We start from the raw sequence: 17,120 nt of genomic DNA, 5'->3' as shown, positions 1-17,120 counted from the left end.
AACGACCTTCCACGATTCGGGAAGCTATCATCCGTTTTGGAGTGTGGCAAGCAGCGGTCAGACCAATTGCTGACACTATTCCGAGGCTTGGATCGTATCCACCAGCACGAGCCCGTCGAGCGCGAGCCCGGCCTCGCGGCTGTACAGCGTGAGCTGCAACCCCTTGCCGGCGGGCAGCACCGGCAGCGGCACAAGCAGCCGGTTGTCGAGCACCGCCTGCTTCCACGCCGGGCTTTCAGCGTCGCGCGGCACGGCGAATGCGCGCGCCGCGCCGCCATTGGCGGAGACGGCGAGGTGGAAGCCCGTCTCGCCTTCGGTGGGGAAGGTCGGCACCAGAGCAAGGGCGAGGCGGCAGCCCGTGGGCAGGGTTGCGGTGAGGCGGAGTCCGGCGCCGGCCTCGGCCGCGACCAGCGCCCGGCCGCTGCGGCCGAGCCCGTCGTGGCTGCGCCAGCCGGGGGCGACGCGCGGCAACGTGGCAGCGGTGCCGGCGCAGCGCGCCGTTCGGCTTCCGGCCCAGCGGCTCATCGCGCGCAGCCCCGCCTCGGACAGGTCGAGCGGCGCCGTGCTGAAGCGGGGCCAGACGCCCGCGGGCAGCCGCTGCGTCATCAGGTGGCGCCATTTGCCGCCGGCGACGTCCTCGTTGAAACGCCGCGTCATCTCCTTGACACGGGCATCGGCGGCCCTCGCGGCCGCGGCCCAGCGCGCCGCCTCGGCCGGGCGGCTCGCCATCGTCCGGGCGGCGAGCTCCGCGCCGAAATAGCGCCGGTTCGCATCGGCGGCCGCGCGCACCGGATAGTCGACCAGCTCGAAAAAGGCGTCGCGCTGGTCCGCTGCCGTGCCGGCCGCCGCGCGGTCGAGCGCCGCGGCCAGCCGGGCGTACCGGGCGAGACGCTCGCCGATCTCGGCCTCGCCAAGGGGGCTCATCCGGGGTTTGTCGCCGTACAGCCAATATTGCAGATGCTCGGGCCGCCGCTCCTGGTTCAGCCGGAAGTGTTCGTCGAGCACCGCTCCGATCGCCCGCGCCTGGCGCGTGCCGAAGGTGCGGCCGGCCCAGTCGTCGAGAAAGGCCCGCTGGCTGCGGCCGCGCCAGCGCTCCACGTCCCAGGCCATCTCGAGGAACAGGCTGGTGCCGATCTCGGCGGGCTTGATGTCGCCCACATTGGCGATCCAGATCGTGCGTGCGCCGGCATTCCAGGCGCGCGTCATCTCCTCGTTGATCAGCGCCGGCGGCGTCGTCGCGAGCCACAGATAGGAGAGCGGCGCGCCGAGGTAGGAGAGGTGGTAATAGATTCCCGAGCCGCCGCTCCGTGCCCGCTCCGCCGCGCTCGGGAACTGGCGGACGTAGCCGAAATTGTCGTCGGGCCAGACGATCGTGACGTCGTCCGGCACCTTGAGCCCGGCGCGATAGAGATCGAGCACTTCCTTGTACGGCATGAACATCTGCGGCACGCGCGTAACGTCGGGCGCGACGTATCTGGCGAGCAGCGCCCTCTGATCCGCGATCGCCCGGTCGAGCAGCGCGATCTTTCCCTCGACCGTGTCCGCGCCGACGATACCGCTGTCGTGGATGCCGCGCATGCCCACGGTCCACAGGCTCTCGTAGCCGGCGTTGGTCCGCACCCGCTCTTCCCAGTAGCGGCGGACGCCTTCGCGGTTGGTCGCGTAGTTGAACCGGTCCTTGGCGTCGGTCCATTCGCCGATGTTGTTCCGCAGCATCGGCTCGGCGTGGGACGATCCCATCACGATCGCATAATCGTCGGCCAGCCGCGCATTCGCCGGGTCGGCGTTGAACGGCGGCGAGACCTCGTGCATCGCCGGCCACAGGATGTTGGCCTTCAGTCGGAGCAGCAGCTCGAACACGCGGGCATAGGTCTTCGGCCCCAGGCCCTTCGCGCCGGGCTCATGGGTGCGCGCGGCCCAGGGCTGCAGCCCCCAATCCTCGTCGTTGATGAAGAGGCCGCGATATCTGACCGAGGGCGGCCCGAAGCGATGCGCGCCGGCGGCGATCCACAGCTCCGCTCGCCGGCGTGCCGGAACGTCGGCCCACCAGCTCCACGGCGAGACCCCAATCGTTTCGCTGAGCTCGTAGAGCCCGAAGGCGGTGCCGCGCGGATCGCTACCGGCGATCACCAGCGCACTCGCGACTCCCGGTGCCGGCCGCTCGACGACCGCGATCACGAAGCTCTCCCACGCGCTGCGAAGCCGGCCGACGTCGAGCCGGCCGCTTGCGGCAAGCGCGTCGATCGCGCGGCTGCGGCCGAGAGTGCCGGCGATGACGACATGGCGTGCCGTCGGCGCCTCGCTCTTGGGGTGCAGCCTGGGGGTCAGGCCGGTGACCGCGGCGACGTCGCGGGCCAGGTCCGCGGCCGCATGGGCGACCACCGGGTGGTCGGCCGGGTCATAGTGCACCGGGGCTGCGGCGCCGGCCGCGGCGAGGGGGAAGCCCGACGCCGTCCTGGCGAGCAGGCCAGGGGAGGCGGCGCCCGCGGGCGCGCCAAGGAACCCCAGCAGGAGGATCAGGCTGGCGAGTGCCACGCGATGAAGCCCGGCCTCGAAGCCGTGCGGAAGTCGCTGTCGCTGGCGTGAAGGGCTCATCACAGTCTCTCCGGTCACGCGCCGATATCAGCGGCTCGCAACTTGCGGGCGCTGACCCGGCAATTGGTCAGACCGCCGCGGTCCGCCGATCAGAGCGACGCGCGCTGCGCGATCCGGCTGCGCTGGGCATGGGCCTCCGCCTGCGCACGCTCGATCAGCTCGACCTCGGTCGCGGCGAGAAGGTCCTCGGTCACGCGGCGCAGATGGGCGCGCATCGCCTCGCGTGCGGCCTGGGGATTGCGCGCCCTGAGCGCGTCGACGATCAGGCGATGCTCGGCGACGCGCGGGGTTACGCCCTCGCGGCGCGCCTTGCCGAACATGTGGACGCACAAAGGCGAGCTCTCGCGGATCTGCCAGAGCATCTCGACCACCGAGCGGACGATGCTGTTGCCTGTGCCCTCGGCGATCAGCAAATGGAATTCGCGGTCGGCGTCGACCGCTCCGGGAGACTCGCCGGCGCCGGCCATGCTCTCGAGCACCCGGTCGAGCGCGGCCAAAGTCTCGTCCTCGATCGAGGTGGCGGCGAGCGCGGCCGCCTCGCCTTCGAACAGGATGCGCGCTTCATTCAGCTCGAACGCGCCGACGTCGAGCTCGGGGGAGCGGCCGGCCGGCGGCGGTGCCTGGGTCACGTAGATTCCGGAGCCTTGCCGGGCCTCGACCATGCCGCGGATCTCGAGCGCGATCATCGCCTCGCGAATGGTCGGGCGGCTGACCGCGAACTCCTCGGCAAGGTCGCGCTCGCCCGGCAGACGGGTGCCCGGACGATAGCGGCCGTCGGCGATCGCAGCGGCGATGTCCTCGGCAATACGCTGGTAGAGCTTGCGGGCGGGAACGTGCATCGCTCCGGCTTCTCACGGACAGTGGCTTGACACAAGAGCGAACTCTCTTCAATTTGGTCAGACCAATCTGGAGGTCCGATGCTCAAGATCCGCTCCGCCCGCGTCATCGTGACGTGCCCCGGCCGCAACTTCGTGACGCTGAAGATCGAAACCGACGACGGCGTCACCGGCATCGGCGACGCGACCCTGAACGGCCGCGAGCTCGCCGTCGCCGCCTATCTGACCGATCACGTCATCCCGACGCTGATCGGCAAGGACGCGCACCGGATCGAGGACATATGGCAATATCTCTATCGCGGTGCCTATTGGCGGCGCGGGCCGGTGACGATGTCGGCGATCGCCGCGGTCGACATGGCGCTGTGGGACATCAAGGGAAAGGTCGCCGGCCTCCCGGTCTACCAGTTGCTCGGCGGCGCCAGTCGCGACGGGGTGATGGTCTATGGTCATGCCAATGGCGTCAGCATCGAGGACACGGTCGCCGCCGCGCTCGACTACAAGGCGCAGGGCTACAAGGCGATCCGGCTGCAGTCGGGCGTGCCGGGTCTCGCCTCCACCTACGGCGTCTCCAAGGACAAGATGTTCTACGAGCCCGCCGACGCCGATCTTCCGACCGAGAATCTCTGGTCGACCGAGCGCTACATGCGGGTCGTGCCCGAGCTGTTCGCCGCCGCGCGCGAGGCGCTCGGCTGGGACGTCCATCTCCTCCACGACGTCCACCACCGCCTCACCCCGATCGAGGCAGGGCGGCTCGGCAAGGATCTCGAGCCGTACCGCCCGTTCTGGATGGAGGATGCGGTCGTCGCCGACAATCAGGACAGCTTCCGCCTGATCCGCCAGCACACCACGACGCCGCTCGCCGTCGGCGAGATCTTTAACTCGGTCTGGGACGCCAAGCAGCTCATCCAGGAGCAATTGATCGACTATATCCGGGCGACCGTGGTCCATGCCGGCGGCCTCACCCACCTGCGCCGGATCGCGTCGTTCGCCGACATGTTCAATGTCCGCACCGGCTGCCACGGCGCCACCGATCTCTCGCCGGTGACCATGGCCGCGGCGCTCCATTTTGACCTGTCGGTGCCGAACTTCGGCATCCAGGAATATATGCGCCATACCGAGGAGACCGATAAGGTCTTCCCGCACGCCTACAGCTTCAGCGAGGGCAGCCTCCATCCCGGCGAGGCGCCGGGACTCGGCGTCGACATCGACGAGGAGGCGGCCGCCCGCTACCCCTACAGCCGCGCCTATCTGCCGGTGAACCGGCTCGAGGACGGCTCCATGCACAATTGGTGAGCGTCACCGGAGAGGATCGGCCCATGCGTCTGACTCTATTGGGCGGGCTGCTTCTCGCCGCCACCACGCTCGCACCCGTTCCCGCGCTTGCGCATGACGCCTCGAGCGTGGTCGCGTCGCCGCGACGCACGTTCAACCTCAATCCGGGCTGGCGGACCGCGACAGGGGAGCGCGCCGGGGCCGAGCAGCCGGGCTTCGACGATGCCGGCTGGTCCACCGTCGCCCTGCCCAACGCCTTCAACGAGAAGGAGGCGTTCGCCCGCGATATCAAGCAGCTCTCGACCGGGATCATCTGGTATCGCAGGCGGATCACGCTTCCCCGGGAGGCGGGCGACGGCAAGGCGCTGCTCGAGTTCGAGGGTGTCCGCCAGGCCGCCGAGGTCTGGGTCAACGGCCGCTCGGTCGCGCTATCGGAAAACGGTGCGATGGCGTTCGGCGCCGACATCTCTTCCGCTTTGCGTCCCGGCGAGAACGTCATCGCCGTCCGGGTCGACAACGACTGGAAGTATAAGGAACGCGCGACCGGCAGCGGCTTCCAGTGGAACAACGACAATTTCAACGTCAATTACGGCGGCATCACCAAAAACGTCCGGCTGCACCTGACCGGGCCGGTCTACCAGACGCTGCCGCTGTTCGCCGGCCTCGGCACCACCGGGCAATATGTCTGGGCCGACGGATTCGATCTCTCCGCGCGCGCGGCGACGATCCATGCCGAGACCCAGGCGCGCAACGAGGACAAGGCCGCGCGCCGCGTCTCGACCCGGGTCGAGATCCGCGACCGCGACGGCCGGCGAGTGGCGCGGTTCGACGGCGCGCCCGTCGTGCTGCAGCCGGGCGAGACCCGCATACTTGCCGCGTCGGGCCGGGTCTTCGGCCTCCATTTCTGGAGCTGGGGCTACGGCTATCTCTACACGGTGACGACCAGCCTGGTGAGCGAGGGCCGGGTGCTGGACAGCGTCGATACGGTCACCGGCTTCCGTCAGACCCGCTTCGGCAACGGCATGGTCGAGCTGAACGGCCGCATCATTCAGATGCACGGCTATGCGCAGCGCACGTCGAACGAATGGCCGGCGGTCGGAGTCTCGATCCCGCCGTGGATCAGCGACTTCTCCAATGCCCTGTTGGTGGAGAGCGGCGGCAACCTCGTCCGCTGGATGCACATCACGCCGTCCAAGCAGGATGTCGAATCGGCCGATCGCGTCGGGCTGATCCAGGCGATGCCGGCCGGCGACGCGGAGAGCGACACCAGCGGCCGCCGCTGGGAGCAGCGCAAGGAGTTGATGCGCGACGCCATCGTCTACAACCGCAACAACCCCTCGATCCTGTTCTACGAGAGCGGCAACGAGAGCATCAGCGAGGCCCATATGGCCGAGATGAAGGCGATCCGCGACCGCTACGATCCGCACGGCGGCCGCGCGATCGGCTCGCGCGAGATGCTCGACAGCGAGACCGCCGAATATGGCGGCGAGATGCTCTACATCAACAAGAGCGCCGATATCCCGATGTGGGCGATGGAATATTCGCGCGACGAGGGCGCCCGCCTGTACCAGGACGATCTGACGCCGCCCTTCCACAAGGATGCGCCCGACTATAACCGCAATCAGGACAGCCACGCGATCGAGGATGTCCGGCGCTGGTGGGATTATTACCGCGTCCGGCCCGGCACCGGCCGGCGGGTGAGCTCGGGCGGCGTCAACATCATCTTCTCCGATTCCAACACCCATTATCGCGGCGACAACAATTACCGGCGCTCGGGCGAGGTCGACGCGGTGCGCCTGCCCAAGCAGGGCTTCTACGCCCACAAGGTGATGTGGAGCGACTGGGTCGACAGCGTCACGCCCGCGACCCACATCATCGGCCACTGGAACTACGCGGCGGGCACCAGCAAGGACGTCACCGTCGTGTCGAACGGCGAGTCGGTTGAGCTGTTCGTCAACGGCCGCTCGCTCGGGCAGGGCGCGCGCAGCGCCGGCTTCCTCTTCACCTGGAAGGGCGTCCCCTGGTCGGCAGGGACGATCCGCGCCCTTGCCGCCCATGCCGGCGGCCGTCGGTCCGAGCATCGCATCGAGACCGCCGGACCGCCCGTGGCGCTGCGGCTGACGCCGCGCACCTCGCCCCGCGGCTTCGTCATGGACGGCGCGGACATCGCCCTGGTCGACGTCGAGGTGGTCGATGCCGCGGGACGGCGGGTGCCGACCGCCCATGACTTGATCCGTTTCACGCTCGACGGGCCCGCCGAATGGCGCGGCGGAATCGCCCAGGGCGACAGCTCCGGCAAGACCCGGGTCGAGAGCGCCGCGTCGGGAAGCGTCGTCGCGCCCGCGGCCGGCCACGATGCGGTCACCCATTATGCCGGCAGCGCACGCGATGAGGACAATTACATCCTCTCGCAGACCCTGCCGGTCGAAGCCGGCGTCAACCGAGTCCTGCTCCGCGCCGGCACCCAGCGCGGGGCGGTGCGGCTGACCGCCTCGGCGCCCGGTCTGAAGGATGCGCGGGTGACGATCGCCACCGTCATGCCGAAAGCGTCGTCGGGCGGCCTCTCGCCGGATTTTCCCGAGCACCACCAGCAGGGCCTGCTCAGCCGCGGTCCGACGCCCGAGGCGCCGACCTTCGTGGAAAGCCGGACAACGCTGGCCCCGGCGCGGATCGTCGCCGGCGCCAACCAGGCGGAGGCGGGCCGCTCGATCGACGACAACGAGCTCTCCCGCTGGACCAGCGACGGCAAGCCCGGCTCGGCCTGGATCGAATATTCCTTCCCGGGGCCGGTCGAGCTCTCCGAAATCGAGCTCAAGCTGGTCGGCTGGCGCTCGCGCGCCTATCCGCTCCGCGTCACGCTCGATGGGCGCACGATCTGGGAAGGGGAGACCGAGCGTAGCCTCGGCTATGCCGTCCTCCGCTTCCCGGCCGCGACCGGGCAGACGCTGCGCATCGTGCAGACCGGCAAGGTCGAGGACCGCGACGCGTTCGGGAAGATCGTCGAGCTCGAGACCGCCCGCCAGGCTGGGGACACCGGCGCCAACGCGGTCCGTCCCGGCTGGACGCTCGGCATCGTCGAGGCGGACTTCCACGGTCCCGTACCGCCCGCGCGGCGCTGAGCCCGGTGGCACGCACCGGCCTCGGCGCAGCTTGCGTGGCATTGCTGTCCGCGTCGGGCGCGGCGGCCGCGAAACCGCCGCTGCCGGACGTCTATCTGCTCGCCGGCCAGTCGAACATGTCGGGCCGCGGCGCCCTCGCCGACCTGACCGAGGCCGAGCGCACGCCGGACCCGGGCATCCGGCTCTACGGCAATGATGGCAAGGCGCGGGTCGCTCTCGACCCGCTCGACAGCGCCGAGGGTCAGATCGACGCAGTCTCGGCCGACCCCCAGGCGGCGGTCGGGCCCGGCCTCGGCTTCGCCCGCGAGATTGCCCGCCATTCCCGCCGGCCGATCGTGCTGGTGCCCTGCGCCAAGGGCGGCTCCTCGATCGCGCGCTGGCAGCCGGGCGGCGGCCGCGACACGCTCTACGGCTCCTGCCTGGCACGCGCGCGGGAGGCCGGCGGCCGAGTCCACGGCATTCTCTGGTACCAGGGAGAGAGCGACGCGGCGACGCTGGCGGCGGCGAACGCCTGGCCGGAGGCGTTCGCGGCGCTGATCGCCCGCTTCCGCGACGACCTCGGCGACGCGCGCCTGCCGGTGGTCTTCGTCCAGCTCGCCGATCCGCCGGCGCGGCCCGACCGCGCGCTGCGCTATCCCGGCTGGCGCCAGGTCCAGGCCGGGCAGGGCGGGGTGCGGATGAAATGCACCGCGATGGTCGCCGCGGCCGGCCTGCCACGGCTGGAGGACGAGCTGCACCTGACGACCGCGGGCCAGCGCACCCTCGGCCCAAGGCTCGCCGCGGCGATGCGCCGCCTGCAGCGACAGGGATGCCGCTGACTCTGTTTGAGTCGCGGACGGCGGGTCTCAACATGCGCGGGCTCGTCTCGCGTCATCGCATATTGTGAGACGCTGTCTCACATGTCATGTATTTCATCGAAGGAGTCGAAGTGATGATCAGCAGGCGCGCGTTCCTCGTTCATTCGGCTCTCGCCGGCGGCTCGCTCGCCGCTCTGCCGGGGCTGTTCCCCGCCGAGGCCAAGGTGCGCGGCGATCTCCCCGCGCCGCCGGTCGACGCCGAAATTGCCTGGATCGATGGCGCCGCTCCGGTGCTCCACGAAGGCGAGACCTGGGGGGTGCCCTGGCCGCGCGGGACGAAGAAGAAGGGCGCACGCTTTGCGCTCCGCGACGGCGAGGGACGGGCGCTGCCGGTGCAGAGCTGGACGACCGCGACCTGGCCGGACGGTTCGATCAAATGGACAGCCCATGCCATTCCTGCGGGCGCCGGCCGCACCGCCCGCCTGCGCGTCGTCCCTGGCCGGGCGGCGCCGCCCGAAGCGCCGGTGCGCGCGGCCGAGCAGGGCGATGCGATCGAGGTGACGAGCGGGCCGCTGCGCTGGCGGATCGCCAGGAACGGGGAGAGCATCATCCTCGCCGCCGCGCACGGCGGTCGCGAGACCCTGCGCAACCTGCGGCTGGTCGCGACGACGCAGGATCGCCCGGAGAGCGAGGCCGAGGAGACGATCGCTCGCCGCCGCTACGCGAGCGCGGTGACCGGCGCCGCGATCGAGCAGGCAGGGCCGGTCCGCGCCGTGGTCCGCGTCGAGGGGCGCCACCGGGGCGGCGACCGCGCCTGGCTGCCGTTCACCATGCGGCTCTATTTCCACGCCGGATCGGAAGCGGTGCGGATCGTGCACAGCTTCGTCTTCGACGGCGACGAGCAGAAGGATTTCATCCGCGGCCTCGGGCTGGTTGGCGAGGTGCCGATGGCCGACGCGCCTTACGACCGGCACGTGCGCTTCGCCGGCACAGGCGACGGCGTCTGGGGCGAGGCGGTGCAGCCGCTGACCGGCCTGCGCCGAAACGCCGGCAAGGCGTTCCGCGACGCGCAGGTCGCCGGCCTCAAGGTGCCGCCGATCGCCGAGATGGCCGCGCCGGTCCGCGACGGGCTTCCCTACGTGCCCCTGTGGGGAGATTTCACCCTCAGCCAGCCCAACCCAGACGGCTTTGCGATCACCAAGCGCACCAAGGCGGGCCATGGCTGGATCGAGGTCGACGCCGGCAGCCGCGCGAATGGCCTCGGCTTCGTCGGCGGGCCCGCCGGGGGGGTGGCATTCGGCTGCAAGGACTTCTGGCAGCGCTGCCCGGTGCGGCTCGATATTCGCGACGCCCACACCGAGACCGCAAGCTTCACCGTCTGGTACCATTCGCCCGACGCGCCGGCGATGGACCTGCGCTTCTACCACGACGGCATGGGCATGAACGACCACGCCGCCGAGAACGAAGGCCTCGACATCACCTACGAGGATTATGAGGCCGGTTGGGGGACGCCGCACGGCATCGCCCGCACCACCGAGTTCACCCTCTGGCCGCTGCCCGCGACGCCGACGCGCGAGCGCTTCGCGGCGATGGCCGCCTTCGTCGCCGCACCGCCGCGCCTCGCCGCGACCCCGGCGCGCATCCACGCCGCGGGCGTGTTCGGCGACTGGGGCCTGCCGGACCGCTCCACGCCGGCGCGGGCGGCGATCGAGGCGCAGAACGACTATCTGCTCGAATTCTACCGCGGCCAGATCGAGCAGCGCCGCTGGTACGGCTTCTGGAACTACGGCGACATCATGCACACCTACGATGTCGACCGGCACGTCTGGCGCTACGACATCGGCGGCTTCGCCTGGGACAATAGCGAGCTCTCGCCCGATCTCTGGCTCTGGTACAGCTTCCTGCGCTCGGGCGACCCGCGGGTGTTCCGGATGGCGGAGGCGATGACCCGCCACACCGGCGAGGTCGACGTCTATCATCTCGGCCGCTTCCGCGGGCTCGGCACCCGGCACGCCGTCCAGCATTGGGGCGACAGCTCGAAGCAGCCGCGCGTCTCCAACGCGGCCTACCGGCGGATCTATTATTATCTCACCGCCGACGAGCGCGTCGGAGACCTGATGCGCGAGCTGCTCGACAGCGATCGGACGCTGGTCCATGTCGACATCGGCCGCAAGGTCGGGGCACGGCGCAGCGGCTCGCTGCCGCCCGGCGGTACCGGCGCCGTCACCGCCGAGGCGCCGCTCCCGGAAGGCCAGATCTTCCTTCAGTTCGGCACCAGCTGGTGCTCGCTGGTCGCGGCGTGGCTGACCGAATGGGAGCGGACCGGCGATCGCCGGTGGCGCGACCGCATCCTCGCCGGCATGACCTCGATCGCCGCTCTGCCGAAGCGCTGGTTCGCCGGCGGCGCGGCCTTCGATCTCGCCACCGGCCGCTTCCTCGGCGCCGGCGAAAAGGTGAGCGTCAGCCACCTCAATTCGGTGTTCGGCGCGGTCGAGATGAATTCGGAGCTGTTCGATCTGCTCGATGTCCCGGCCTATGAGGAGGCGTGGCTCGATTATTGCGTCGCCTACAATGCGCCCGCCGCCGAGTTCCAGGCGATGACGGGCGCACCGGGCCAGGGCCGCAACCTCAAGGAAGGCCATTCCCGGCTTACCGCTTTCGCCGCCCGCCAGCGCAAGGATCCGGCGCTCGCCCGCCGCGCCTGGGCCGAGTTCTTCTCGGGAGAAGCCGGCCTCGGAATGGGCATCCCGGCCCAGCAACGGAAGATCGACGGGCCGGCGGTGCTGAAGCCGGTCGACGAGGCGCCGAGCGTATCGACCAACGCCACGGCGCAATGGGGCCTCGCCGCGATCCAGAACCTCGCTCTGATCGGCGACGCGCTGGAGGCGTCCTATCCGGGCGGTGGCTGACCGGCTGCGGGGCGACGTTCATGATCCTCACCCGCCGAGACGCGATCGCCGGCCTCGCCGGCGCGGCCCTCTTGCCCGGGTGCGCCGCGCGCCCGTCGGCCGGAGCGCGCGCCTGGCTGTTCAGCTATTTCGCCGGCGGGCGCGGCGCCGCGCCCGGCCTGCGGCTCGCCGCCAGCCGCGACGGCCTCCGCTTCCGTGCCATTGGCGCCGGCGACGTGCTGCTCGCGCCGGAGGTTGGCGAGAGCCGGCTGATGCGCGATCCGTTCCTCCTCAAGGGGCCGCGACACGGCGATCCCTGGCATCTGCTCTGGACGACGTCATGGGAGGGGGTGACGCTCGGCCACGCCACCAGCCACGATCTCGTCCACTGGTCGGAGCAGCAGGCGCTCCCGGTGATGGCGTCGGTGCCGGGTACGCGCAACGTCTGGGCGCCGGAGATGATCTGGGACGCGCGCCGGCACCGCTTCGTGCTGTTCTGGTCGAGCACGGTCGCCGGCCGATTCCCGGAAACGGCGGGCACCTCGGAGAACGGCTACAACCATCGCTTGTGGTACGCCACGACGCGCGACTTCCGCACCGTCTCGCCGCCGCAATTGCTCTGGGACCCCGGCTTCAGCGTCATCGATGCGACCTTCGTCGACCATCCGACGCGCGGGCTTCGCCTGATCGTCAAGGACGAGACGCTGACGCCCGAGCGCAAGCATCTGCGGATCGCCCGTGCCCAATCGCCTACCGGGCCATTCACGAGGCTTTCGTCGCCGTTCACGCCAAGCTGGGTGGAAGGCCCGGCCGCGGTGACGATCGGCGCGTGGACCTACGTCTTCTATGATCGCTATCGGGACGGTAGCTGGGGCGCGGTGCGTTCGCCCGATCTCTCCGATTGGGAGGATGCGAGCGGGCTGATCGAAATGCCCGCCGGCGCGCGGCACGGCACCATCGTCGCGGCGCCGCTCGCGCTCGTCGCCGCGCTCGGCGCCCGTTGATGCGCCGAGCGCCGTTAGGCGGGAAGCGAGAGAAGGCCGCGGCATTCGGAGCCGGCCGCCGCTTTGAACGCTCCTTCGAAGCTGCTAGGCAGTCGTTCCGTGGATCGGCGGCGTCATGAAACGCCAGCGGGCGAGGAGGGGCAATGAAGAACTGGTTTATCGTCTTGGCTGTTGCTTGCGCGGCATCGCCTGCGGTTGCGCAGGATTTCCCGGGGGCAATGATCGCCGATTTCTACATGGAGAATTTCTCCACCCCGAAAGGCTGGACGCTGTCCTACAAGGGCAATGAGCGCGGGACCCAGGTCTTCGTCATGGATCGCGACCTCGACGCCTTTCCCCAGCCCGGGTTCCTTCAGCCGATCGAGCAACTCCGGCGCGTGATGTGCGGCGACGAAGCTCTCAAGGCGATGATCGCCGCCGGCACGATCGTTCGCGTCGACGCGCGCGACAAGCAGGACGGCAAGACCAGCGTCACCAAGGGCCCGCAGCTCACCCGCTGCTGATTTCCAGGGTCGGCGCGGCCCGCTGCCGCGCCGTCCGCCTCAGCTCTGGTTGGGCGTGATCCCCGCCAACGGGCAGCGGCCTCGGTCGTAATGGCCGACAGTGCGCACGATCTCGCCCGGCGCCGGCTCGATCCGCCGGCCTTCGGCAATGCCGGCGAGCACGCGGCCGATCAACTGGTCGAGGTGGGTGACCACGTAGCAGGCGAGATTCGGCTCCGCGTGCGGATTGCCGACGCCGCTGTCGTCGGTGAGGAAGATGTAGCGGCCCTGGGTGAGCGCAGCCATCGTCCGCATCACATATTCGGCCGAATCCTCGACCCCGCTGGCAGCGACGGGCACCACCTGCACGCCCATCGATCGAAGCCGCTGGGTGGAGGCGAGGGTCGGCGCCAGGGCTTCCTCATGCGGTGGTGCGTCGGCGACGAGCAGCATCGCCTTGGCGGCGCCGGGCCGCCATTGCATCCGCCCGGCGGCCGCGATCGCCTGGTCGACCGCCTCCGGCGTGTCGCCGCCGCCGCCGGCCTCCTCCTCGGCGAGGGCGGCGCGCAGTGCATTGATGTCGCTGGTCAACGGGATCGACCGGACGACGTAATCGTCGCCCTCGTCCCGATAGACGATCACGCCGATCCGAAGGTCGAGATGGCCGGTCTCCTGCTCGAGCCGCGCGACGATCGAATCGAGCTCGGCCTGCAGATAGGCCATTTCGTCGCCCATGCTGCCGGTGGTGTCGATGACGAGGGCGAGGTCCATCGCCGACACGGCCGGCGCGCGGCCGGGGAGGGCGATCGCGATCTTGCGGCCGCTCCGTCCGGCAAGGTCCAGAGCCCGGCTTGCGGCGCCGGCGGCGGAGCTCACCTTGACCGACGTCTTCGCCGGCACCCGGTCGAACGCGGGATAGAAGGACGCGACGCCGTCGGCGGCGGCGACCAGCTTCAGCGGCGCCTTGGCGCGGCCGACCTCCACCTGGGCGAACGGCACCGGCCGCCCATCGGCGTCGACGACCTTGATCGCAACTCTCTTGCGCGTGTCGACGAACGGCAGGTCGCGGCCGGCGCGCTGCAGGAAGCGGCTGGCATAATCGGCGTAGAGCTCGGGGTTGAGCAGGTCGTCATGGTCGCCGGCGGTGAGCAGGCCGGACTGCGGCCGCTTCTCCGGCGGCGGGGGCGCCGCCGCCTCCGGCGCTTTGCGCCAGGTCTCGGTCTTGCCGCGGACGATGCCGGCGACGCTCCATTCACTCTTGCGCGACGTCACGCCCGCCTCGTCGGCGCTGGCGAGCGCCTCTGTCGCGGCGGCGTCGGTCGGCGCCATCGCCTCCTCGGAGGTGCCGGCGCTGCACGCGGCGAGCCACAAGGGGATGGCGAGGAGGGGCAGGAACTGGAGGGAAGGGCGTACGGTCAGCATCGGGAAGATTCCTCTGCAAGGGTACGTCCCTAAGTCTATCATGCGAGTAGACAATGGTGAACGCCAATTAAACCGTGACGACTCAGGAGGTTGAGCACTGGACAGGTTCCCCATCGGGGCAGAGAGGAACTTGGGTTGGCCCGAGTCGCACAGGTTTTGCCGCGGCGTGAAGCCGAGAGGATTTGTCCCCAAGAGCCCCCGTCTGGAGCTGCGTCGTCTATAAGACGGGCTTGAACGTCTCCGCGACTGCGTCCGGAGACTTTCGGGGGGACCGTTTGAGCGCGATCGTGAACACCAGTGTCGAGGCCGGCGGCCGCCGCCGTTCACGGACGGCGCGCACGGCTGCGAAGCTGTGGCTTCATGGCGCGGTCCTCGCGGCGGCAGCGCTCATCCCGGTGCTGCCGCCCGGCCAGGGACCGATGCTGGTCGTGCCGGTCCTCCCGGGCGCCAATCCTGCCCAATGGGCCGTCGCACACGATGCAAGGTTGGTTGGCCTCGGCCCGCTTCCCGGCTCCCTCATCGTCGATGGTAAGCGGGACAGGATGATGATGGCGGCCCTCTCCAACGGCTTCCTGCTGGTTTCCGCCAATTCGCCGGCCTGCTCGGCTTCGGCCTCATGAGAATGGATAACTTCGCATGACCGTGACGTCTCTCGACAGCCTTCGCTCGATCGGCATGCGGCTGATCTGCGGCGCAATCTGCGCGCTTGCGGTGGTGAACTCCCTCGCCGCGAGCGCCGGCGACGGAAAGTGGCCTGCTGCGCTCGTGTCGCTCCTGCTCTGCCTCTATCCTTTCTCGGTCCTGCGCAGCGGCGACACGGGCGGGACCGCCCGGGTCGTGACGAGTCTCACGGTTACTGGCATGCCCGCCATCACGCTCTACGCTTTCGAGGGATTCGCCTGGCAGACCGACCTCCACATGATCTTCTTCGCCGCTTTGGCCACGACGGTGATCCTGTGCGATTGGCGCGCGATCATCGTCGGGACGGCCGCGGTCGCGGTGCATCATCTCCTGCTGGGGATGCTGCTGCCCGGCTGGGTGTTCCTGGGCGACGGCTCGCTCTTCCGCATCGTCATGCACGCGGTGATCCTGCTGGCTCAGGCCGGCGTGCTGATCTTTACCGGACAGCAGATCGCCTCGCTGATCGATCGGCTCCAGGCGGAGAGCGTCGAGCGGGCGGCCACGGAAGCGGCCGCAGCCGCCGAGCGTGAGGAGGGCGCCCGCGCGGTCCTCTTCGTCACCGACCGCATGGCGGCGAGCCTTGCCGCGGTGCGCGACGGCGATCTCACCGCCGGGATCGAGGATCCGTTCCCCGCCGCGTACGAGCCGCTGAAGGCGAACTTCAACGCGATGCTGGATGGAGTCCGCGAGCTCGTCATGTCGATCGCCCGCGCCACCGAGAATATCCGGGGCGGATCGGACGAGATCAGCCGGGCGGCCGGCGACCTCTCCCGTCGAACGGAGCAGCAGGCCGCCACGCTCGAGCAGACCGCCGCGGCGATGACCCAGGTGACGGCCACGGTGCAGAGCAGCTCTCGCGGCGCGGGCGAGGCCAACCGTCTTGTTCAGGCGATGCAGGCGGAGGCCCAGTCGAGCACCAAGACGGTAACCGACGCGGTTGCGGCGATGGCCGAGATCGAGAAGTCGAGCCAGGAGATCACCAAGATCATCTCGGTGATCGAGAGGATCGCCTTCCAGACCAACTTGCTCGCGCTCAACGCCAGCGTCGAGGCGGCACAGGCCGGGGAGGCGGGACGCGCCTTCACCGTCGTCGCCAACGAGGTACGCGCCCTCGCCCAGCGCTCGGCCGACGCGGCGCAGGAAATCGGTCAGCTGATCACCAATAGTTCGCGCCAGGTCGATGACGGCGTCGCCATGGTCGGCGAAGCCGGCAAGGCGCTCGGTCGGATCATCGGCTCGGTCGATGAGATCAGCGGCCTGGTGTCCCAGATCGCGAAGGCCGCCGACCAGCAGGGCTCCGCGCTCGGGCAAGTCAACATCGCCATCGCCGAGATGGACAAGGTCACCCAGCAGAACGCGCTGATGGTCGAGGAAAGCAACGCCGCGGCCGGAAGCCTGGCGGACGAGGCGACCGGCCTTGCCCGGATGGTCGACGGCTTCAAGACCGGCGCCGTGGCAGGTCTCCCGATCTCCGGCCGCCGCGCGGCGTAGCGCGGCCATCTGATCTCGCAGGCCAATCCCGAGACGAGAACGAAAAAAGTGGCGCGGCCCCGCCGTGAATTGCAAGGTTGCGGTCGGAAGATGGCACCAATCCGGGCGGGGAGGTTCGTGATGGCGGAGAGCGGAAAAGGCGCGGCCGACGAGATCGACGCGCGGCTCGCCGCGATGGGCGACTGGCGCGGACTCGTGCTGGCGCAGATGCGACGGCTGATCAGTGAGGCCGATCCGCAGCTGGTCGAGGAGATCAAGTGGCGCAAGCCGACCAACCCGGCGGGCGTTCCCACCTGGTCGCGCGGCGGCATCGTCTGCACGGGCGAGACCTACAAGGACAAGGTCAAGTTGACCTTCGCCAGGGGGGCGGAGCTCGACGACCCCAAGGGCCTGTTCAATGCCAGCCTCACTGGCGGCACGAGACGAGCGATCGACATTCACGAGGGCGACGAGGTCGACGCCGATGCGTTCCAGGACCTCGTCCGCGCCGCGGTCGCGCTGAACCTCTCCAACGCCTGATCCGCGCGGGCCCG

Annotated in this window: 12 protein-coding genes; 9 read left to right on the top strand and 3 right to left on the bottom strand. The window is 69.8% G+C overall.

The window, feature by feature from the left end:
- Positions 1-75: 75 nt before the first annotated feature.
- Positions 76-2,595, bottom strand: coding sequence for a glycosyl hydrolase 115 family protein (locus E2493_RS14055; protein WP_225421483.1), 2,520 nt, complete (start codon positions 2,593-2,595; stop codon positions 76-78).
- Positions 2,596-2,684: 89 nt separating this feature from the next.
- On the bottom strand, positions 2,685-3,434 hold the full coding sequence (locus E2493_RS14050; protein WP_135087859.1) for a FadR/GntR family transcriptional regulator: 750 nt from the start codon (positions 3,432-3,434) through the stop codon (positions 2,685-2,687).
- Between the two features lie 78 nt (positions 3,435-3,512).
- Between E2493_RS14050 and manD the strand changes: the two genes are divergently transcribed.
- The 6 genes from manD to E2493_RS14020 all read left to right on the top strand — a co-directional run bounded on the left by manD (position 3,513) and on the right by E2493_RS14020 (position 13,014).
- The gene (manD, locus tag E2493_RS14045; protein ID WP_135087857.1) at positions 3,513-4,724 is read left to right on the top strand and encodes a D-mannonate dehydratase ManD; all 1,212 of its coding nucleotides are present in this window, start codon (positions 3,513-3,515) and stop codon (positions 4,722-4,724) included.
- Positions 4,725-4,747: 23 nt separating this feature from the next.
- Positions 4,748-7,822: a glycoside hydrolase family 2 protein gene (locus E2493_RS14040; RefSeq protein ID WP_135087855.1), complete on the top strand. Its 3,075-nt coding sequence runs from the start codon at positions 4,748-4,750 to the stop codon at positions 7,820-7,822.
- A 35-nt stretch (positions 7,823-7,857) separates the two neighbouring features.
- Positions 7,858-8,640: a sialate O-acetylesterase gene (locus E2493_RS14035; RefSeq protein WP_225421482.1), complete on the top strand. Its 783-nt coding sequence runs from the start codon at positions 7,858-7,860 to the stop codon at positions 8,638-8,640.
- 113 nt (positions 8,641-8,753) lie between these two features.
- The gene (locus E2493_RS14030; protein WP_135087851.1) at positions 8,754-11,528 is read left to right on the top strand and encodes an exo-rhamnogalacturonan lyase family protein; all 2,775 of its coding nucleotides are present in this window, start codon (positions 8,754-8,756) and stop codon (positions 11,526-11,528) included.
- A 20-nt stretch (positions 11,529-11,548) separates the two neighbouring features.
- Positions 11,549-12,511, top strand: a complete 963-nt coding sequence (locus tag E2493_RS14025; protein ID WP_135087849.1) for a glycoside hydrolase family 43 protein — start codon at positions 11,549-11,551, stop codon at positions 12,509-12,511.
- A 143-nt stretch (positions 12,512-12,654) separates the two neighbouring features.
- Positions 12,655-13,014 (top strand): hypothetical protein, encoded by a 360-nt coding sequence (locus E2493_RS14020; RefSeq protein ID WP_135087847.1) that lies wholly within the window; start codon positions 12,655-12,657, stop codon positions 13,012-13,014.
- A 39-nt stretch (positions 13,015-13,053) separates the two neighbouring features.
- Here E2493_RS14020 and E2493_RS14015 read toward each other — a convergent pair whose 3' ends face one another.
- Positions 13,054-14,415, bottom strand: a complete 1,362-nt coding sequence (locus tag E2493_RS14015; RefSeq protein ID WP_135087845.1) for a vWA domain-containing protein — start codon at positions 14,413-14,415, stop codon at positions 13,054-13,056.
- Positions 14,416-14,702: 287 nt separating this feature from the next.
- On the opposite strand from E2493_RS14015, the gene E2493_RS14010 reads away from it, so the two are divergent.
- The 3 genes from E2493_RS14010 to E2493_RS14000 all read left to right on the top strand — a co-directional run bounded on the left by E2493_RS14010 (position 14,703) and on the right by E2493_RS14000 (position 17,106).
- Entirely contained in the window at positions 14,703-15,035 is a 333-nt protein-coding gene (locus E2493_RS14010) for a hypothetical protein (protein WP_135087843.1), read from the top strand.
- Between the two features lie 16 nt (positions 15,036-15,051).
- Positions 15,052-16,587 (top strand): methyl-accepting chemotaxis protein, encoded by a 1,536-nt coding sequence (locus E2493_RS14005; RefSeq protein WP_135087841.1) that lies wholly within the window; start codon positions 15,052-15,054, stop codon positions 16,585-16,587.
- A 120-nt stretch (positions 16,588-16,707) separates the two neighbouring features.
- Entirely contained in the window at positions 16,708-17,106 is a 399-nt protein-coding gene (locus E2493_RS14000; protein WP_167737535.1) for a DUF1801 domain-containing protein, read from the top strand.
- Positions 17,107-17,120 lie beyond the last annotated feature (14 nt).

The organism is Sphingomonas parva (ex Maeng et al. 2020) (assembly GCF_004564275.1).
In the GTDB taxonomy this organism is placed as follows: Bacteria; Pseudomonadota; Alphaproteobacteria; order Sphingomonadales; family Sphingomonadaceae; genus Allosphingosinicella; species Allosphingosinicella parva.
This window is presented reverse-complemented; position numbering and strand designations above follow the sequence as displayed.